This is a genomic window from Geobacter sp. FeAm09 (genome assembly GCF_008330225.1).
Taxonomy (GTDB): domain Bacteria; phylum Desulfobacterota; class Desulfuromonadia; order Geobacterales; family Pseudopelobacteraceae; genus Oryzomonas.
Genome location: NZ_CP042466.1, coordinates 3,782,439 through 3,802,183, shown reverse-complemented (window position 1 = coordinate 3,802,183; position 19,745 = coordinate 3,782,439). Strand labels below are relative to the sequence as shown.

Below are 19,745 nucleotides of genomic sequence, written 5' to 3'. Positions count from 1 at the left end.
TATTCGCGACCAAGGTAAGGGCCTACGGAGATGATCCGTAGGCCCTTTTTGTTTTCGTTTGACACGTTGTAAGATATAACTTACAATATAAGCAATGCAAACGGAACCATACCGGATAGCCTACTACACCGACGAACACGGGAACAAGCCATTCCGGGAATGGCTGCAAGGCTTGCGTGACCAAGTAGCGGCAGTACGCATACGTGCCCGCTTGACGCGGGTGAAAGCAGGAAACTTTGGCACAGTCCGCAATGTGGGTGAAGGCGTTGTGGAGTTGAAAATCGATCATGGCCCCGGTTACAGAGTTTATTACGCGATAGATGCCGGAACGATTATTCTTCTTTTGTGCGGCGGCGACAAAGGGACTCAGCAGCGCGACATTGAAACCGCCCGGAAGTTTTGGAAAAACCATCAGGAGCAAAGAAAATGAAACAGATGACCGATTATGAATCCGATCTTCACGAGTGGCTGAAATCCCCGGAAAATGCGGCTGCGTATCTCAACGCAGTCCTGGAGGATGGCGACAAGTCAGCCATGTTGATTGCATTGCGGGAAGTGGCGCAGGCTAACGGCGGCATGGCGGCAATTGCCGAAAGATCGCATGTAAAGCGCGAAAGTCTTTACCAGATGCTTTCGAAGCGGGGCAACCCGGAACTTACCAGCCTGTTTAATGTGCTCCACGGTATGGGGCTGACTATTACCATCCAGCCAATGCAAGAGGTTCCGGCATAACCACCCCGCTCGATATGTTTTCCGGCTTAGGCCTTGGGGAGCATTCATGAAAATGTAGCGGAGAGCTCCGCATGGTTGTAATCAAGACAAAGGGCCTGCGGGGTCGATCTGCAGGCCCTTTGTCTTGCGGTCAGAACAACTTTTTTTGTATCAAAGTGATACAAACGGCGGCATCCGAACAGGTTTCGGGTGCCGTTTTTCGTGTGAAAACAGTGGGATAGATGATGGCGGCAGTTATGTTAAATTTATTAACATGCTGAAATTGCGTTGAAATGTGTGTTTGGCTGGAGTAGAAGGGGGATGGGCGGATTAAGAGCCAAGAATACCGTCCCCGTAATTCCCAAGCAGACTCGAACTACGCCATGGGGGGAAAATGTTCACAAAGCTGGTGCTGGCACTCGTCATCCTGTCGCTTGGCTTCTCGCTCGCCGGAGCCGAGATGTACAAATGGGTGGATGAAAACGGGGTGGTGACCTTCAAGGACACGCCTCCACCTGCCTCCAAGAAGCGCAGGAAGGTAAAGGTCTATAACGACAGCGACTTCGCTCCAGCCCCCCTCGCTCAACCACAACCCCAACCCGCGCCGCGCGGTACAACGAAGAAGATAGTGGCACCGGCCGAACCCGCCAGGAAAGAGGGCTTCTCCGGTATGGTGGAACTCTACGTCACGGACTGGTGCGGCTACTGCAAAAAGGCCCAGGCGTACCTGAAAGGCAGGGGCATACCCTACGTCGCCTACGACATCGAAAAGGACGGCGCCGCCCATAAACGTTACAAGGAACTGGGTGGCCGCGGCGTGCCGCTGATCATCATCGGTTCGAACAGGATGAACGGTTTTTCCCAGGAGTCACTGGAGTATTATCTGAATAGCGGCAGGTAATGATCGGCGGAGGATTTCGGGAGAGTATATTACATTGGAGAGTTACGTATGCTGTCCACAGAATTCTTAAAATTTGAGTTTTGGAGAGCTGCCCCCCTAGAACAACCCTTATTTAACATGCTTAAATTGCGTTGAAATGCGTGTTTGGGTGGTGTAGAAGGGGAAGGGTGAGGACAGTGTATTAAAAGGAGACCATGATGGCACGCGTAGCACCTCCTGGACTGCGTTCTTCTTTCAGTGATGTATCAACCGGTTTTGTGGTTACTATCCCTTCAAAGAAGAATATTTTTCTGATGTTATTTTTGGGTGCATGGCTCGTAGGCTGGTGTGCCGGCTTTTTCGGAGCAGGCTCCCAACTATTTGGCGGCCAAATGAAAGATGCTGGCGGCACAGCATTTCTCGCTGCCTGGCTTGTTGCTTGGACGGTCGGCGGCGGATTTGCAATTTTTATTTGGTTTTGGATGGCCTTTGGAAAAGAAGTTATTACTCTGAAATCAGATGTCCTTTGTATCAAAAAGGACATTAAAGGATTTGGAAAAGAGCATGAATATGATCTTTCACATTTAAAGAATCTTCGCGTAATGTCTGGAGAATTTAACCCGTTTGACTTCAACTCCGCTATGCGGTTTTGGGGCTATGGTGGTGGCCTCATAGCATTTGACTATGGGGCAAAAACTTTCCGTTTTGGAACGTCAATTGATGAGGCAGAGGCCGATATGATCATCTCCAAATTGAAGGAACGGGGTAATTTCAAATAGTACGAGTTCTGGGGGCAGGATACTAAATTATGAGTTAAGTATGCTATCCCCGGAATTCCCCCTCGCCCAAGACGTCGGGCAATCTCTCGCAAACTAAATTTCGCCAATCTTAAATGGCTAATGACATATCGACCTTTTTCGGTAAGATGAGTGTAGGACATGGTGGGATCCTTTCCGGTAGTGAGTTGGTCGTGCTTCTCACATTACCAGAAAATCCCATCATGTCCTGCTCTTACCTCATGTGGTGCACTTACGAATAGAATTCACCGGAATTCCTAGAACTATATTCAATCGGAGGATGAAGCATGAGAAGAGGCAGGGATAATTATCTTTTTGCAGAAGGCGACCTTGATGCAACGCTACGAGCACATTTCGCTAAGGCTCAAGACATAGTTGATACTATTCCCACTAAAAAATTCGTATCTTCAACCGACGAACAGTTGTTGAATGAATTAATGGAACAATTAGCAGTCAAACCACTAGAGCTTCTTGAAGCCGAGAAAACAATGCGGAAGGAAGAGGTGAAAATAGATGTCAGTGGTGACCCTATGCGTAATATATTCAATCGAGGTGGTGGCCCGCTTTACGTAGATGGCACACGCGTCAGAATATTGGTTCCTTTCAAAGGAGATCCTGGTCTTTGGAAACTTCGCCCGAACTCTTGGCGCACTACCTTTCCATGTGCAAACATCAATGAGTCCCACGGAAAGTCAGAAGGAACAGTTGAAATAATCATTGATACCCCAATCGATGAAGGCCCAGAGAAAATCAAGCAGCAATATGAAAGAACTCTTGACGATATAAAATTTTACTTAACCAGCCAAGCATCCCAACTCCAAAATATCACTGTTTCATTGTCGGGACAGATATATGCTGCAATAAGCAGACGTCGTCAACGAATGTCTGCTCATGACGATATTTCTGATCTCTTGGGTATACCGTTAGTTGTAACTTCAGAGGCCCTTCCGGCTGAGACTCCAAAGTCTTCACGGGTTGAAAAGACTGCATCAGCAGCCCCCAAACAACCACAAAAAGAATGGGACGTTTTCATCTCTCATGCATCTGAGGACAAAGAGGCTTTTGCACGCCCGCTTGCTAGCGCGTTGCAAGATGCTGGTCTTCATGTTTGGTTTGATGAATTTACCCTACGTGTTGGGGACAGTCTCCGCCGATCAATCGATAAAGGTTTGGCTCACTCAAAATATGGGGTAGTAGTGATAAGTGAATCATTTCTTCAAAAGGAATGGCCGCAAAAAGAATTAGATGGTTTAGTAGCTAGAGAATTTGAGGGGAATAAAGTTATTTTGCCAGTATGGCATAATGTTGCTTTGGAGACGGTCAGATCTAACTCGCCACTCCTTGCCGACCGATTAGCAACATCATCTCAAAAGGGACTTCAACAAGTTGTGAAGGACTTGCTTGATGCTATGGGGCGATAGCTCATTGTCCAACCCTCGGGTGGTGCGGCGAACCCGCACACCCTCAGCCCCGTTATAGTGAAATCTCCTCTTACCAGCGCCCAGATTTGTCCGCGCTGGGGAGCCAGTACGGACTCGAACAAGATGACACGCCTCCCTCTTGACACCCCACCCCCGCCGCGCTAAACTCAACTGTGTAAAATAGTTACTCAAGTCCAAGCGCCGGTACGCGCCAACCCGCAGAGCGCATCCCACCCCGGCTCAGGAGCACATATGCCCACCGATACCAGACTGGACGCCTTGCGCGCCAAGATCGCCACCTACGGCAAGGAGAACCAGGGGGAGCTGCTGTACGCCCTCTCCGAGGGCGCCCGCCTGCTGTCCGGGAGCGAACGGGTGCGCATCTACCTGGAGGACCTGACCCGGGGGGCGCTCTCCTGCGTCTATGCCACCGGCGACCAGGCGGCGGCCATCCGCGACGTGCATTTCCCCATCATCTCCACCGAGACCGTGGTTTCCAGTGTCTTCGTCAGCCAGTATCCCGTGGATTTCAAGAGCGCCGCAGCCCCGCCCCTGTCGGCCGACCGCCTCTTTGCCGAGACCTTCTCCTTCCGTTCTGCCTGGATCATGCCGGTGGTGAGCCTGGGCAAGTCCATCGGCGTGCTCTGCGTCGACAGCGAAACGGGCGGGGAGATCCTGAACGCCCAGGACAAGTCGCTTTTGGCCGATTTTACCGGTTTCGCGGCCGACCGGCTCGACCAGGCCCGCATCTATCACCAGCAGGTGCAGTTGGCCCGCCGCCTGGAGGAGTTCAAGGCCCGGGAGGCGGCGGGCATGATGGTGCAGTCGGCGGTGCGGCTGATCGAGAAGCTCTCCCTGGCGTCGGTGCTCGTGCCGGGACAGCAGCCGGGAGCGGCGGTGGGCGAACTGGAGATCCTGGCCAGCTATTCGGAGGACGCGGGGCTCAAGGCGCTCTACGACCAGCAGGGGGCCATCGATCTGCACCGGGGCCGGTCGCTGATCTCCCAGTATGTGGACGACCAGGCGGTGATCGACGACGAGCGCCTGCTCAAGCCGATCTTCATCGCCGACCTGACCCAGCACCGGCTGCAAAAGCGGGAACTGACCGAGTCCATGGCCCTGCGCTCACTCTACGTGGTGCCGCGCTTCGAGCCCAAGAGCCGCCGCGTCATCTGCCTGGTGAACTATTTTTCCCACGACCTGTACCGGTTCAGCGATTTCGAGATGGGGCTGTTGCAGACCCATGCCGAGATGGTGGAGCGGGTCATCAGCGAGGTGGGGGGCGAACATCTGGAGATCCGGGTGCTGTCCGAGATCACCGACCTGCTGAACGAGAGCACCGAGAGCCTCCAGCCGTTTTTGACCAAGGTGCTCTCCAAGGCCACCGAGCTGATCGGCGCGGATACCGGCAGCATCGCCGTGGTCAGCGAGCGGGACGGGGTCAAGTGGCTGGTGGTGGAGGACGAGGCCGGGACGATCATCGGCGCCAAGAACAAGGAGTGGCTCAAGAAGTACATCCCGCCGTTTCTCATCGGCGGCGAGGAATTGCCGCCCGAGGAGCGCAGCCTCACCGGCTACGTGGCTTTCACCAAGCAGCCCAAGATCATCGCCCGGGTGGAGGAGGAGCAGCAGGCCAGCGGCTTCCACCGCTCCATGAGCGACCTGTTGAAGAGCGAGATCGCCGTGCCGGTTATCTGCGACGACGAGGTGATCGCGGTGATCTGCCTCAACTCCCTGTACTACGACCATTTCCGCGAGGAGCACCGCCGCATCCTCCAGATCATCGGCTCCCTCACCGCCCGGCATATTTCGGACCTGCAGCGCATCGAGCGGCTCCAGGGGGAGGTGAACCGGCTGACCAGCGACGTGGCCTACAAGGACCCGCACGTCTCCTCCTACCGCCTGGGCAACATGATCGGCAACAGCTCCGCGTCCCAGGCCGTGGTGGAGTTCATCAGCACCGTTTCGCGGCCGCTGTTCAACCGGATCGTCTTCTGGAGCCGCAACATCCTCCAGGAGGCCACCATCGGGCTGCCGTCGATCCTGGTGACCGGCCCCACCGGTTCGGGCAAGGAGTTCTTTTTCAACAACCTGTACAACAACCTAAACGGCCTCTACCGCAGCCAGATCAACCCGGGGGGCGAGCTGCCGGTCAAGAAGAGCAACATCGCCGCCTATGCCGGGGAGTTGACCTATTCCGAACTGTTCGGCCACAAGAAGGGGGCCTTCACTGGCGCCTACACCGACCGGCGCGGCATCCTGGAGGAGACCATCGGCGGCATCGTCTTCCTGGACGAGATCGGCGATGCCGACCCCAAGACCCAGGTGCAGCTGCTCCGCTTCCTGGACAACGGCGGGTTCGTGCGCCTGGGAGAGAACACGGAACGCTACAGCCGCGTGCTGGTGGTGGCGGCCACCAACAAGAACCTGCAGGAGGAGATCGCCGCCGGCCGTTTCCGCGAGGACCTGTACCACCGCCTGGCCGAACTCTCCATCCGCCTGCCGTCCCTCAACGAGCGGCGCGAGGACATCCCCGACCTGTCGGTGCACTTCCTGGGGAAGCTGTACCGCACCTACCGGGGCGAAAACGAGCCCTCGGACAAGCCCCCCGTGCTCACCAGGGAGGCCAAGGAGATCCTCACGCGGCATACCTACAAGGGGAATATCCGCGAACTGCGCAGCATCCTGCTCCGGGCGCTCTTTTTCCGGCGCAAGAACGTCATCACGGGCGACGCCATCGCCCAGGCCGTTGCCGGCATGGGCGATGGCGGCAACAGTGCCCGGCAGCTCCCCCCGGCCCGGGACCTGGACGAGCGGCTGGCCGACGACATCCTGCACCGGATCGCCGGTGGTGGCGATTTCTGGGGCGAGGTGTACGAACCGTTTTCCCGCAGCGACATCCCCCGGGAGACGGTGCGGCTGGTGATCGAAAAGGCGCGCGCCGCGGCGGGCAAGACCCTGCCGGCCGTGGCGCGCTACCTCAAGGCGGTTGGGGGCGGAGATGCGGAGGAAGAACGGCTGCGGCTGTACAAGTTCAAGAATTTTTTGTACAAGACGGTGAAGATCGGCTGAGGAGAAATCTTCGGAACGGAACGAAGGCCGGGCGCATATGCTGCCCGGCCGTCGCTGTTGTGGGTGGCGTATCAGGCCGCTACCACGTCTGGGTGCCCGACCCGTTGTGGCAGTTGCCCGCGGTGATGCTGCCGTGGGTGCAGGTGGCGCCGGTGCCGCGCGGCGTCTTGGGCACGATGCCGGCGGCGGTGTTGACTACGTTCGTCTGGCTGGTGCCGCTGGTCATGGTCTTGTTGGGGCCGTGGTTCACCCCGGCACCGGAACCGGCGGCGACGGTGCCCGCAGCGATGGTGCCGGTGAACCTGCCGGTGGTGTCCACATTGGGGTGGCAGTAGCCGCAGCTCGACCCCTGGTGGCTCGGATGGCGGGCATTCGTGTTGGTACCGCGGATGTTGGGCCAAGTGGTGCCGGTCGGGGCGGCCAGCGTGCCGGTGCCGCCGGTACCGTGGCACGATTTGCAGTTGCCCAGGCCGTTGCCGGTGCCCAGGGGGTCGGCCAGGGTGTGGCACGACATGCAGTCCGGCGGTACGCCGGTGGCGGCCGGATAGGGTGAGGCGGCCGTGCCGGTGCTGTGGCAGCCGCCGTTGGCCGCCAGGCAGGAGGCCGCGGCCGAGGCGTTATGGGTCAGGTAGGGCACCGCGTGGCTGCCGGTGGCGTCGACAACGCCGTTGATGTGCTTGGTGGCGTCGGTGAAACCGGTGCCGCTGCTGTTGACGTGGGGGTGGCAGGTGATGCACTGGGTCGGCGTCATGCCGGCGGCGTGGGAGCTGGGCGGGTAGCCGTGGCACTTGATGCAGTCGCTGGCGGCGCTGCCGGTCAGGAAGGGCGTCGTCCACGAGGGGGAGAGGATGGCGGACGCCGGTTTGTCCAGGGTGTTGCCGTGGCAGTAGGTGGCGGTGCAGGTTTGGGTGGCGGCCGTGTAGGTGGGCGCCAGGCCGCCGGTGAAGGCCAGGCTGCCGAAGACGACCGGGTTGGCCTGGACCGCACTGGCGCGCGCCCGGGCCCGGTTGAGGTGGTCGAGGGTCCCCAGCCCCAGGCCGGTATGGCACTGGTCGCAGACGGCGGTTTGGGTGGCGTTCTCGGTGACGTTCAGAACGGCATGGGAGGCATGCACCCCGGCGATGTTGGGATAGGCCGTCCCGGCCGGCGGTTTGGCATGGCAGGAGGTGCAGCCGGTGGGCGTGGCCGTGGGATCGCTCAGGTGGCAGTTCTGGCATCCCGGCGGTTTCGAGCCGGCGGCATTGGCCGCGACCTGGTGGCACCCCAGGCAGTAGTTGAAGTTGCTGCGGGCCGTGGCGTTGTGGTTGGGATAGGGCACGCTGTGGGGCGCCGCCCCCGGGCCGTTGGCGTGGCAGGTCCCCGCCTGGGCCAGGCTGTTGGTGAAGGTGGTGCTGAAACAGCTTGGCGCCGTGGCCAGGGGCGGGGTGCGTCCCTGGGTGACATCATGGCAGAGGGAACAGGCATTGGCGATGTTGCCGGCCGTGCGGTGGGAGTAGATGACCGTTTCACCCGGGTTGACCGTGCTCCCCTGCCAGGCTGTCGGGTGGGCCTTGGCAAAGGTGTGGCAACCGGAGCAGGCGATGGTCGTGACGCCGCCGGCCAGGGCCAGGCCGTCGAAAGCGGTGGTCCCCTTGACGCCGTGGCAGGTCTGGCAGACGGTCAGGTCCTGTTTGGCCAGCCCCCCATGGACCGACGGGTCCACCGTGGGCGGGGCAAAGGGTATCTGGTGGAAGTGGCAGAGGGTGTTGTTGTAGCAGCCGGCGGTGCCGCTGGCCGGGTTGGGGGGAACGACGGTGGAGTTGGCGCCGGCCGTGTGGCATGCCGCGCAGATGGCCGCATTCCCCGGATCGGTGGTGGTGTGGGTGGAGGCGCCGGCCACCGTGGACGACCAGGGCTTGGCCGGGTGGGGCGACGACACGAACAGACCGTGGCAGCCGAGGGTGTTGGTGCAGGACGGCTCGGCCCCGTTGTTGAAGGTGGTGCCGTGGCAGGGCTGGCACGAGGAGAAGCCGGTGGTCGCGCCGGGCGCTCCCTTGGCTGCGGCGCCGTGCTGGGCAGCGGCGCTCCACCCGGTCGGGTGGCCTTCCGTGCCATGGCAGAGGGTGTTGTTGAAGCAGCCGGTGATGCCCACGGGGTCGCCGGCCCGGGGTGCCCGGGTGGAATTGGCGCCGTTCGTGTGGCAGATGGCGCACTGCCCCGCATTGCTGGTGTCGGTGGTGGTGTGGGTCGCCCCACCGGTGGTGGAGCGCCACGGGCGGGCCGGGTGGGGCGCGGCGACGTTGGCCCCGTGGCAGCCGGCCGTCTTCAGGCAGGTCTGCTGGGCGGTCCCGCCGCCATAGTCAGTCCCGTGGCACACGCTGCAACTGGCGAAGGAGCTGACCGGGCTGTACTGGCCGTTGACGGTGATGCCCCCTCCCGCGGCCTTGGCAGCCGCGCCGTGGAAGCTGCCGGAGGTCCAGCTGGCAAAGGCATGCCCCTCGACGCCGTGGCAGAGGGTGTTGTTGAAGCAGCCGGGCGCGGTCCCCGCCGGTGCGGGGGTGGCGGGGGTGCGTGACGAATTGGCGCCGGCCGTGTGGCAGACGGCGCAGGCCGCGGCGTTGGACGCATCGGCGGAGGTGTGGCTACGCCCGCCGATGCGCGACAGCCAGGGCTTGGGCGAATGGGCCGCCATGATGCCCGCGCCGTGGCAGCCGGCGGTATTCAGGCAGGATTTCTTGGCGATGCCGCCGGAGAAGTCGGCGCCGTGACATACCTGGCAGTGGGCCAGGCCGTTCATGCCGCTCAAGGCCGCCTTGGCCGCGGCGCCATGGACGTCGGGCGCGGCCCAGCCGGCCGGATGCCCCGACGGCCCATTGGCATGGCAGGTCATGCCGCTGCGCGAGGCGGTGAAGCAGCTCACGGCGCTGATGCCCCCCTTCAGGTCCTTGCCGTGGCATTCGTAGCAGGAACTGGGCACGCTGAGAAAGGCCGCCGGGTGGCTCCCGCCGGTATTGGCGACCGCCCAGCCGGCGGGATGCTTGCCGGTGCGCGGGTCGATGTTGGCTGCCTTGTCGTTGCCCTTGGAGCAGGCGAAGAGCGTCACGGCAACGAGTGCACACAGGGCTGGCTTGAACAGGCGTTTCATGGGTCGCACCTCCGTCAGCGGTGGCAGGCCACGCAGCGTTCGTTGTTGGCTCGCCCGTGGCAGCGGTAGCAACTGGCCGGGTCGAGCTTGCCTTCGATCTTGTGGAGCGTCAGGAAATCGCCGCGGTGGGGCATCTCCCGGTCGGGGCGGTAGCCGAATTTGTAGGACGGCTTCATCTCCACCTTGTTGGTATGGCAGTCGTTGCAGAAGGAACTCTTGTGGCAGACGGCGCAGAGGCGGTCGTCCGAGGCGGCGTAGAAGCGATGGTTTTTCACGAAGGCCGGGGTATGGCTGAACGCGGTGAGGGCCTTCAGGGTCCCCTTGGCCTGGTCGTCATGGCATTCCGAACAGTCCACCTGTTGCCCCGCGGCCAACGCCTCGGGGTGGGATGCGGGCAGGCTGTGGAGCCCCTGCATCTGGGCGCAGGCCGCCAGCAGCAGGATCAGCCCGGCCAGGAACGCCATGGGAAGCATCCAGTGCATGATTCTCATTTTTTCCCCCCCTTGCGGTCAAAGGTCGTGGTGTAGGTCAGGCGGACGAGCCCCTTGGTCTCTTCGGTAAACTGGGGGTTGCGGCCGTAACTCACGTCGCCGGAAAGGGCCAGGGCCGGCGTGATGTGATACCCCAGGGAGGCGGTTCCCTCCCAGGCGCTTTTCTCGTTGTAGACCTTGTCCTTGAAGATGTAGTCGATGCCGTCCAGGGCGGCGAAAATGCCGGCGGAGTCGTACAGGGCAAAGGCGTGCAGCTCGTGGTAGGAGGCGCTGGGGTTCGTGGCGATGGCGAAACCGGAGCCGGCGCGCAGGTAGTGGTAGCCTATGCCGGTTCGGACGGCGTTGTTCAGGAAGCTGAGGCGGCCGGTGACGCCGTAGCGGTCGGCATTGCCCAGCTCGCGGGTGTAGTGCTTGTAATCCGCGGACAGCCCCACGTTTTTGGCGACGTCATAGGAGACGCTCCCCCCCAGGGAGCGGGATTTGTCCGAGGGGTTGAGGGCGGCGCCGGAGAACATGGCCCAGGCGGAGAGGTAGCTGCGGTCCCGCTGTTCGTTGAACTCCACCGTGGCGACCAGGCTGCGCAGCGGCGTGAGGTTGATGAGGTAGCTGTGCTCGGCCAGGGTTCTGGTCTCGGTATTGTAGCTGCTGTGTCCCATGATCTCCACCATGCGGACGGGGCTCAGCCAGATGTCGCCCCCCACCAGGCGGTGGGTGGTGGTGGCGTAATTGACCAGCGTGGGGGCGTTGTCCTCGTAGACCACGGAGGCTCCCAGTTCCAGCACCCCCGGTAGCGGTAGCTGCCCCGGCCGCCGATGATGGAATCTCCTTTGCCGTCGCTCTTCTCCCCGTACAGGTGCCGGGTATGCACGGTGGCCCCGCCGAAGGCCGACAGGCCGAAGCCCAGGGGCAGGTCGGTACGGGCGCTGATGCCGTCCACCTGCTCGTTCACGATACCCTCATGCACGAAGAGGCGGCCGAGGCGGACAGTGGCGTTGGCCTCCTTGAAGCGGTACTGGAGGTACCCGTAGGTGAAGCTGCCGTCCACCCTGTCGTTGTTGTAGCTTTTGTCGGCCAGGTCGGCGCGCCCCCAGCCGGAAAAATGCAGGGAGAGGTTGCCGTCGGCCAGCTTTTCCACATCCAGGCCCAGGAACTGGGTGGCGGGCATGAGGTCCTGTTTGGACGCCCCCGCAATGTCGCGCTGTTCAAAGCGGAAGATGGTGGTGGCGTCGATGGCGGTTTCGGCCGCCGAAGCGGCAACGGGGAGGGGCAGGAGGGAAACGGCAGATAGCAGGCGGCAAAGGGCTCTTTTCATGGGCATGCTCCCGTGCTAAAAAATAAGAACGCCGTTAAATTAATAGTTTATACATATACCAGAGATTTTCAAAATAGCAAATAATGGGGATTTTTTGAGCCGCGTGTGCATCGTGACGGCACGAAAAAAGCCGGACCATGAAGTCCGGCTTTCGGCTGATAAAGGATGGAGGGTCGGGTCAGACGGTTACGGTTTCCTTGAGGCGCTTCTGTTTCATGTTCAGCCGGTTGAGGGCGTGGACGTAGGCCTCGATGATGTCGGGGGATTGGGGAGAAAGAGGCTAAAACAAAACCCCTCCGATCCAGAGGGGCTTTGCCGGGTAATCCGAAGCAATGCCGGGGCAGGGCAGTCAAGCCCTCAGGTATGCAACGGGGTGGTGCCTTGCCCGATACGATCGGCAATCCAGGCATTGAGGCTTTTACCCGCCTGCGTAGCCGCTATGAACGCCTTGCGGTGCAGGTCGGGCGTCAGGCGCAGCATAAGCTTGCCGGTAAACGGCTTCTCCGGGGCCTGGCCGAGTTGCTTGCAAAAGTCGAGGTAGTCTTCAACGGATTCCTGAAAGGCCCCGCGAATTTCATCGACGGTGGTGCCCTGGAAGGTTATGACGTCACGCGTGTTGATCACCTCGCCGTGGAAAATCCCGGCAGTGTCGTCGAACTCGACTTTGCCCACGTATCCTTTATATTCCATCATGGCCTGATACCTCCGGTTTCCAAAAATCGCCTCACCGACTGCACCGCGCCCTTGTCGGTTTCCTTCTGCGGGTGCGGCCTGTGAAAGGTGGCTCTGACCCCATTCAACAAAAAGCGGACGCGGGAGCCGGAACCTTCAAAACGTTCAGCCCCCAGGTGTATCAGGAGCGCTTCAATGTCGCTCCAGTCGATCCCGGCCTGGGCTGGGGTGGCAAATATCGCCTCAAGGATTTTGCGATGTTTGTTTTTCACAGATAGATAGTATCACTTTGCGATACTATCTTCAATAGGAATTGCGTTGAATGATCTGTCACGGTGGTGCTATGTTTTTCAAAATCATAGTACCACCGGCAGGACGTTTTTTGTTTGGGAAGGGGGGATCGACCACCCCCGGCCCCCTCCTTATCAAGGATGGGGAGCGTTTGGCGTTTTTCCACCGTTCCAGGTTTTGGCGGACTACTCGACGGTCAGATTCGACATTTAAACATCCCCAACCCCTCCACCACACAACCGGACCCTTAAACGACCGAAGGCCGGGCGTAACCGCCGCCCGGCCTTTTGGGTGAAAATAGGGTGATTACGGGTCAGACGGTTACGGTTTCCTTGAGGCGTTTCTGCTTCATGTTCAGCCGGTTGAGGGCGTGGACGTAGGCCTTGGCCGAGGCCTCGATGATGTCGGTGGAGGAGCCCTTGCCCACCACGATATTGTTCCCCTCGGCCACGCGCACGGTGACCTCCCCCTGGGCGTCGGTGCCGCTGGTGATGGCCCCCACGTTGTACTGCACCAGCTTGGCCTTGGTCTTGGTCAGCTTCTTGATGGCCTTGAGGGTGGCGTCCACCGGGCCGTCCCCCAGTTCGGCGGTGCGCACCGGCTGGCCGTCGATCTCCAGCTGCACCGTGGCGGTGGCCACGGCAAAGGAACCGCAGGTGACGGTGATGTGCCCCAGCTTGTACTTCACGTCCTCCCGGGACTCTTCCATGACGATGGCGTCCAGGTCCTCGTCGAAGACCTCCTTCTTCAGGTCGGCCAGGGCCTTGAAGCGCTCGAAGGCCCGGTTGAGCCGGTCGTCGTCCAGGTCGTGGCCCAACTCCTCCAGGCGCTGCTTGAAGGCGTGGCGGCCGGAGTGCTTGCCCAGCACCAGGGCGCTGGCGGAAAGCCCCACCGATTCCGGCGTCATGATCTCGTAGGTGGACTTGTCCATGAGCATGCCGTGCTGGTGGATGCCCGACTCGTGGGCAAAGGCGTTGGCCCCCACGATGGCCTTGTTGGGCTGGACCCCCACGCCGGTGATGTTGGACAGGAGCCGGCTGGCAGGGGTGAGCTGGTCGGTGGCCACGCCGGTGGTGAAGGGGAGGATGTCGTGGCGCGTGCGCAGGGCCATGGCGAACTCCTCCAGGGAGCAGTTGCCGGCCCGCTCGCCGATGCCGTTGATGGTGCATTCCACCTGGCGGGCGCCCGCCTGCACGGCGGCGATGGAGTTGGCCACGGCCAGGCCCAGGTCATTGTGGCAGTGGACCGAGATGATGGCCTTGTCGATGTTCCGCACATGCTCCTTCAGATAGGTGATGATGTTGAAGTACTCGAAGGGGATGGTGTAGCCCACCGTATCCGGGATGTTGACCGTGGTGGCCCCGGCGTCGATGACCGCCTCCACCACCTGGGCCAGAAACGGCAGGCGGGTGCGGGTGGCGTCCTCGCAGGAGAACTCCACGTTGGGGGTGTAGGAGGCGGCCCGCTTCACCGCCTTGATGGCCGTGGCCAGCACCCGGTCAGGCTCCATCCTCAGCTTGTACTTCATGTGGATGTCGGAGGTGGCGATGAAGGTGTGGATGCGCCCCTTGTCCCCGGCATACTTCAGGGCCTCCCAGGCCCGGTCGATGTCCTTGTCGCCCGCGCGGCACAGGCCGGCGATCTGGGGTCCCTTGATCTGCTGGGCCACCAGCTTGACCGCCTCGAAATCGCCTTCGGAAGCAATGGGAAAGCCGGCCTCGATCACGTCCACGTTCATCTTCAGGAGCTGTTTTGCCACCCGCAGTTTTTCTTCGATATTCATGCTGTTGCCGGGGGCCTGTTCGCCGTCCCGCAGCGTGGTGTCAAAAATCCTGATGAGTTGCCGGTCGTCCTGCTTCTGTTTTTTCGTCGGTGCCTTTGCCATGTCGCGCTACGCTCCTTTCCTGGTTGTACACAACGCCGTCCGCCCGTGAAAGCCCTGGGGCAAGTATATACCCGTTTTGGCACTTTCGCCCGGCCGGGGCTTACATGCCGGCGTCGTGGTATGGTGATGGAAAATAAAAAAAGCCTCCGCCCCACACAGGGGCGAAGGCTTTATCAGCACATTCGCGGTACCACCCTTTTCACCCGGCACAACCGACCTGCCGGGCCTCGATTCACCCTTGACGCGGGAGGACGGCTTCGGCTAGCCATAGGTTCACCGAAGCGGCTCTGAGGCGAGTTCATCGATCACGCTTACCGGTTCGCACCAACCACCGGCTCTCTGGGAAGCCTGAAACGACTACTACTCCTCTTCGTTGCCTTTCAAATATGGCCCATCATAAAAGCAAAAAATCGGCAAAGTCAAGCTGTTTTGTTTTTGGCCTCACGGGTTTGATAGGCTCAAACACGGCGGCTTGCCGGATAACCGGGGGCCCCGCAGTCGGGCGGTGGCGGCATGCGCCGGCCCGTTGGCCGCTGCCCGCCGCCGCTTGGGAACGCCGTGAAAATCGCCGTTTTCCCCTGGCGTGTCATGGATGTACCCGGAATTTCCGCGTTTTATGTCAAAAAAAGGCTTTCAGTCTACAATATATGCTGTTATACTTGCTAACAAGCATTGTTGTATGGTGGGCTGGCGGATGGCTCTGTCCGCAAAATGAGGCTTCGCATGGGATTTGCAGCTAGAAAATCAGACGACGATTTCAATGGTGGCGGAACGTATCCAGCCCACAGGACATCGGGTTTTGCTCGCAATGTGCAGCGGACCACGAAAAACCTGTTGGGCCAGGTTTTGTCCAGGATCGGCATCCTGAAGTCGCCGGATATCACCGTCCCGTCAACCTTGCAGGCAAAGTTGGCAAACATTACTGATGCGGGTGAAATCGCTGCGGGCGAACGCCAGATGTTGGGCGATCTGTTGCTCCAGTCCGGCTACATAACGCAGGATCAGTTGGATTTCGCCCTGGCGGAGCAGAAATGCTCCGGCGAGAAAATCGGCGATGTTTTTGTCCGTTTGGGGATGTTGACGGAACTGCCGTTGCAGTCGATCTTGAGCTTCCAGTCCAACCAGGGCAAGGCAACGGCTTCGCCGCTGCGCCTTGGCGACTTGCTGGTGGAAACGGGCCAGATCACCCGGGCAAACCTGGAATACGCCTTACACAAGCAGAAAACGTCCCACAAGAAATTAGGCGAGATCCTCATTGACGAGGGGTACGTCTCCGCATCCGGTGTCGCACATGGCATCAAGCTGCAGAAGATGCTCGTCACGGCATCGTTGGCGGCCATTATTTCGCTATCTTCCGTTGAATCGGGCGAAGCGGGGACGGCCGAAACGGATACCGGCCCCAAGAACATGATTCAAAGCGTGCTACACGAATCCCGGCAGTTTTCCCGTTTTTCCCAAAAAGAGCTGGAATTATGGGATCTCATCAACGAATACCGCCAGGAAAACGGTTTGCCGGCCATCGAGAGTTCGCGCTCCTTGACCAAGGTCGCCCGGGTCCACGCCATCGATCTTTATTCCAATGCCCCTGCGGAGGGGCGCGATGACCGCGGCTTGGGCTGTTCGCTCCATAGCTGGTCGGACAAGGGGAACTGGCGCCAGGTCTGTTACACAAAAGACAACAAATATGCCGAGTACATGTGGGATAAGCCACGGGAAATCACCAATTTTACCTACACGGGCGATGGGTATGAGAATGCGTACTCCACCTCCGAGAAGGAAATAAACCCGAAAAGAGTGCTGGAGGCCTGGAAAAAAAGCCCCAGCCACAATGCAATCCTGCTGGAAAAGGGTCAATGGGCCGGCAGCAAGCTCGCCGCATTGGGGGTAGGGGTCTACAAGAACTACGCAATAATCTGGCTTGGCACCGAATCCGACCCGGCAGGGCCCGTCCAGGCGACGATGAGCTTGGCAAGCAATTAAATTTACGGGGTGTTTCGCGTGTTGTTGAGTATTCATTGAGAGCCAAGCAACCCCAATGGCTAACGTAAGGCGGTGAACCGATACCATGCCAACGACAAAAAATCATAAGCCAACAAAGGCGGCTACGGGCTATATCCGCTGGGCTGTCATCATCGCGGTTTTGCTTGCATCCGGCATCTTCGTTCGTTCTTTTTTCAAAAATAACGACATTGTCGCCCGGAAAACACCGGTACAGGTCGTTCAGGAGCAACAAATACCGGAACCGGCCGTCGAGGAGCCGGCGAGCGCCACGAGCGAGATAGCGGGCAAATACTACGGGCTGTGCGCCAAAAACAGTATCCATTCGGTAAAGGATTTCCGAAACACGGTCGAGAAAGACCCCGTGCTGGCGAGTCACTTCGAGGGGTTCAACTGGCAGGCCGCCCACCTCGGCCAACAGGACAGCGCCGTCTGGACCTATGTGAGCTACCGGAAAGACGATGTCATCCGGATGACGTCCCGGCCGGTCAAGCTGCCGAAGGGCGATACGTACATAACCGACGGGACCCGCACGGTGCGGACGTTCTGCTGCAATGACTATGTCGCTGCTCCGCCCCCCAATAGTGCCAGTGCCGACCCCGTGGAGCGGGTTGACAGCCCCGCGCGCCGGGTGGCCCCTGCGAGAAATGTGGCAACACGGACGCCCCCGACCGTGGCCTTTCAGGATGAACCGCTGCCGCCGATCGATAAATCCTTGAGGTCTTTTCCCAGCAGCGGTCCGCAGCCTTTTGTGTCCGGTGGCGGTTCCGATAATTTCAAGAACTATAGTTCGGGCAAGCCACCCAACACGGTTACCGTGGTCCCCGAACCATCCACCTTGCTCCTTTTGCTGACGGGTGTTTCCGTCGTTGCCCTGCTGAGGCGTAACGCTACCAGGCTGGGTGCCCGTTCCAAGGGCAAAGGGGACGCCGGGCGTTGAGAGCGTTGTAAGGCGAACGCCGGTCGGGATCTGACATAATACTAATATCCGGAGCGGCCAGCCGCTTGCTTCGGATCACACAATAAAGCCCCTCTGCATCGGAGGGGCTTTGTTTGTTTAGGACTTTTTTTGCTGGGTCGAATCGCCAAATTTCAAATTTGAGTTTTGGAGACCTACCCTCAAGCCCTTACTTGCATCATTCAAGGCCATATGGTAAGACAACAGAAAAAGTGGTTAAATAGCCATAACTCTCGCAAGTAGTTTCCTGCTGAACTTTAATTTCTGTGCCCATACTTTTAGCAATTTCCTGGGCAATAAACAACCCATAACCAGAACCTTCTTCTTGCATCTTTTCGGCTTCTTTGCCACGAATAAACGGAAGAAAAATATCTTTCTTTTCACCATCCTTTATCAATGGACCAAAAGAAGAAATAGCAAAATAGATTCCTTCTCTATTGTTATTGACGTTTATTGTTATAGAAGAATTTGGTTTCGAATATTTTAAAGCATTATCTAAAAAAGTATGCGGTATAACACCAATTATCTCTGGATCTGTATATATGTTATCGTAACTTTCACCTAATGTTTTTATACTAATATTTTTTGCTTCAAACATATATTTGTAAAGCCTAATATACTTTGTGAGGCAGCCATGAAATCTAAAAAATGTCTTTTCAGACTCTCTATTAATCCACTCCGGGTGCAACAAATACTTTGCTACATTAAGTTTTTCTTGGAGGAATTTGCTACCAAAGTATATAGCTTTTTCAGCATGCGTAGATTTACTTAATTTATCATCAAAGGTATCGCCATCATATCTAGTTTCTATAATGACATTAATATTTTGTACAATTTGCGCGTTAATCTGCTTATAATCATGTACAAATGAAAGTCCCTTTTTAATTTCTAATTTCATTCTCTCAAAAAAATCATTTTTGTACTCTCCTGAAGCGAGATACTTTTCAACGGCTAGATTTTTTTCTGATTCAATAAGATCATTAAACGATATAATTGAAAGTCTCGTTTTCTCAATAATTGAATCATAATGGTCTCTGGAAATTATGTTATTTTTGAAACGAGAGAGATTTTTGGATCGAGATTTGTTTTGGGGGGTGTGCTCTTTTACAAGAAAACCTGCCAAAATCAAATCTTCCGATATTTTTAGATAATCAAAACCAAACGAGCAGGAAGAAATCAACATAATCCTGCCTGATTTGCAAATCTGTGTTTTGCATATTTTACATTTATCTGGCCAGTCAAAGAGGAAACCAGAAATCATCCTTTCTTTGTAGAAGCATGGTAAAGGGGAGTAAAAAACACTACTCATAATGCCGCCAATCCAATAGCAACTTGTGCGATACCTAAGATAATTTGAACGATATCCTTTTTTTCAGTGTTCGACTCAATATATTTTGAAAGTTTTTTTGTATTTTTACCTAAAATAGAATCAATAGCAACTTTTTTAAGTTTATCTGTATCTGGAATGGAATTACCTGCTGCTTTAATTATTCTATCAACGTAAAAACCAAGAGAAAACCTATCTTTTAAGAGCTTGTCAACAACCTGCTTAAATTCAATATAATCTTTTCTTTTATCTAGTTTTGAATCAGCCATATCAAAAAAATCTTGATATTTTAATGGCCAATCTGCATTTGAATATGCAATAATAATCTGGGATGGAGATGTCTTCCTAAGGTGCTTTAATATCCCTAATCCTTGCTCTTCAGACTCATTAAGTCCAACTCCGTTAATATCAAGTAGTATTATATCATAATATCCGCTTTCTAGTTTCGGGAGATTTTCAATATCATTCCACTTTTCAAATGTGTAACCATCTCTAGAGAAGAGTTTATCGTAGGGGAAATCGTTATCATCAACAACAAGTATTTTTGCTCTCTTTTTAATTTCATCAAATGGGTAATCAGGCCAAGAAGGTTTACTAAACCACGACATATCCCCTCCTAAAATTATGATAACAATTAATTTTGGCAATATGTGGACATAACACCATCATTTTACTCTTCGCTGGGCTTTAATCTCAGTATTTCCATTTGCGTAGTAATTCCAAACGCTCCTATCGGTAGAATGCCGGGACACCATACCTATTTTATGAATGAATACTTTAATTGGTATGGTGTCTCTCAATTTTTA

18 protein-coding genes and 1 other annotated feature are annotated in these 19,745 nt (G+C 57.2%); of the genes, 8 read left to right on the top strand and 10 right to left on the bottom strand.

The annotated features are described in order from the left end of the window. The first annotated feature begins 94 nt into the window (after positions 1-94). The 4 genes from FO488_RS17840 (at position 95) to FO488_RS17825 (ending at position 2,370) form a co-directional block, all read left to right on the top strand. The gene (locus FO488_RS17840) at positions 95-430 is read left to right on the top strand and encodes a type II toxin-antitoxin system RelE/ParE family toxin (RefSeq protein WP_149211796.1); all 336 of its coding nucleotides are present in this window, start codon (positions 95-97) and stop codon (positions 428-430) included. Further along, complete coding sequence (locus tag FO488_RS17835) at positions 427-732, top strand: addiction module antidote protein (RefSeq protein WP_149211795.1); 306 nt, start codon at positions 427-429, stop codon at positions 730-732. Before FO488_RS17840 ends, FO488_RS17835 begins: the two co-directional genes overlap by 4 nt. Before the next feature lie 373 nt (positions 733-1,105). Then, a complete protein-coding gene (locus FO488_RS17830; RefSeq protein ID WP_149211794.1) occupies positions 1,106-1,612 on the top strand; it encodes a DUF4124 domain-containing protein in 507 nt (168 codons plus the stop codon). 194 nt (positions 1,613-1,806) lie between these two features. After that, on the top strand, positions 1,807-2,370 hold the full coding sequence (locus FO488_RS17825; protein ID WP_149211793.1) for a hypothetical protein: 564 nt from the start codon (positions 1,807-1,809) through the stop codon (positions 2,368-2,370). Here the strand turns inward: FO488_RS17825 and FO488_RS20725 are convergent. Continuing rightward, complete coding sequence (locus FO488_RS20725; RefSeq protein ID WP_240732044.1) at positions 2,274-2,531, bottom strand: helix-turn-helix domain-containing protein; 258 nt, start codon at positions 2,529-2,531, stop codon at positions 2,274-2,276. The genes FO488_RS17825 and FO488_RS20725 overlap by 97 nt on opposite strands. A 144-nt stretch (positions 2,532-2,675) precedes the next feature. On the opposite strand from FO488_RS20725, the gene FO488_RS17815 reads away from it, so the two are divergent. After that, positions 2,676-3,809 carry a toll/interleukin-1 receptor domain-containing protein gene (locus FO488_RS17815; RefSeq protein WP_205743302.1) on the top strand — a complete coding sequence of 378 codons (1,134 nt, stop codon included), beginning with the start codon at positions 2,676-2,678 and terminating at the stop codon, positions 3,807-3,809. A 252-nt stretch (positions 3,810-4,061) separates the two neighbouring features. Next, the gene (locus FO488_RS17810; RefSeq protein WP_149211792.1) at positions 4,062-6,881 is read left to right on the top strand and encodes a GPMC system transcriptional regulator; all 2,820 of its coding nucleotides are present in this window, start codon (positions 4,062-4,064) and stop codon (positions 6,879-6,881) included. 79 nt (positions 6,882-6,960) lie between these two features. On the opposite strand, the gene FO488_RS17805 is transcribed toward FO488_RS17810, so the two are convergent. The 7 genes from FO488_RS17805 to FO488_RS17775 all read right to left on the bottom strand — a co-directional run bounded on the left by FO488_RS17805 (position 6,961) and on the right by FO488_RS17775 (position 14,656). Continuing rightward, positions 6,961-10,005 (bottom strand): CxxxxCH/CxxCH domain-containing protein, encoded by a 3,045-nt coding sequence (locus FO488_RS17805; RefSeq protein WP_149211791.1) that lies wholly within the window; start codon positions 10,003-10,005, stop codon positions 6,961-6,963. A gap of 14 nt (positions 10,006-10,019) precedes the next feature. After that, positions 10,020-10,496 carry a cytochrome C gene (locus FO488_RS17800; RefSeq protein ID WP_240732043.1) on the bottom strand — a complete coding sequence of 159 codons (477 nt, stop codon included), beginning with the start codon at positions 10,494-10,496 and terminating at the stop codon, positions 10,020-10,022. Beyond that, a complete protein-coding gene (locus FO488_RS17795; RefSeq protein WP_149211790.1) occupies positions 10,493-11,278 on the bottom strand; it encodes a hypothetical protein in 786 nt (261 codons plus the stop codon). Before FO488_RS17795 ends, FO488_RS17800 begins: the two co-directional genes overlap by 4 nt. Next, entirely contained in the window at positions 11,176-11,808 is a 633-nt protein-coding gene (locus FO488_RS17790) for a hypothetical protein (protein WP_149211789.1), read from the bottom strand. The genes FO488_RS17795 and FO488_RS17790 overlap by 103 nt, the downstream gene beginning before the upstream one ends. A gap of 357 nt (positions 11,809-12,165) precedes the next feature. Then, positions 12,166-12,501: a type II toxin-antitoxin system HicB family antitoxin gene (locus tag FO488_RS17785; protein ID WP_149211788.1), complete on the bottom strand. Its 336-nt coding sequence runs from the start codon at positions 12,499-12,501 to the stop codon at positions 12,166-12,168. Then, the gene (locus FO488_RS17780; RefSeq protein WP_149211787.1) at positions 12,498-12,752 is read right to left on the bottom strand and encodes a type II toxin-antitoxin system HicA family toxin; all 255 of its coding nucleotides are present in this window, start codon (positions 12,750-12,752) and stop codon (positions 12,498-12,500) included. Before FO488_RS17780 ends, FO488_RS17785 begins: the two co-directional genes overlap by 4 nt. A 332-nt stretch (positions 12,753-13,084) precedes the next feature. Then, a complete protein-coding gene (locus tag FO488_RS17775; RefSeq protein WP_149211786.1) occupies positions 13,085-14,656 on the bottom strand; it encodes a 2-isopropylmalate synthase in 1,572 nt (523 codons plus the stop codon). A 154-nt stretch (positions 14,657-14,810) separates the two neighbouring features. Further along, positions 14,811-15,039, bottom strand: a binding site (T-box leader). Between the two features lie 340 nt (positions 15,040-15,379). On the opposite strand from FO488_RS17775, the gene FO488_RS17770 reads away from it, so the two are divergent. Further along, entirely contained in the window at positions 15,380-16,636 is a 1,257-nt protein-coding gene (locus tag FO488_RS17770) for a CAP domain-containing protein (RefSeq protein ID WP_168206093.1), read from the top strand. Positions 16,637-16,721: 85 nt separating this feature from the next. Beyond that, a complete protein-coding gene (locus tag FO488_RS17765) occupies positions 16,722-17,594 on the top strand; it encodes a PEP-CTERM sorting domain-containing protein (protein ID WP_149211784.1) in 873 nt (290 codons plus the stop codon). Between the two features lie 196 nt (positions 17,595-17,790). Here the strand turns inward: FO488_RS17765 and FO488_RS17760 are convergent, their stop codons facing one another. Further along, positions 17,791-18,873, bottom strand: a complete 1,083-nt coding sequence (locus FO488_RS17760; RefSeq protein ID WP_168206092.1) for a sensor histidine kinase KdpD — start codon at positions 18,871-18,873, stop codon at positions 17,791-17,793. Positions 18,874-18,917: 44 nt separating this feature from the next. Beyond that, a complete protein-coding gene (locus tag FO488_RS17755) occupies positions 18,918-19,547 on the bottom strand; it encodes a hypothetical protein (protein WP_149211782.1) in 630 nt (209 codons plus the stop codon). Positions 19,548-19,745 lie beyond the last annotated feature (198 nt).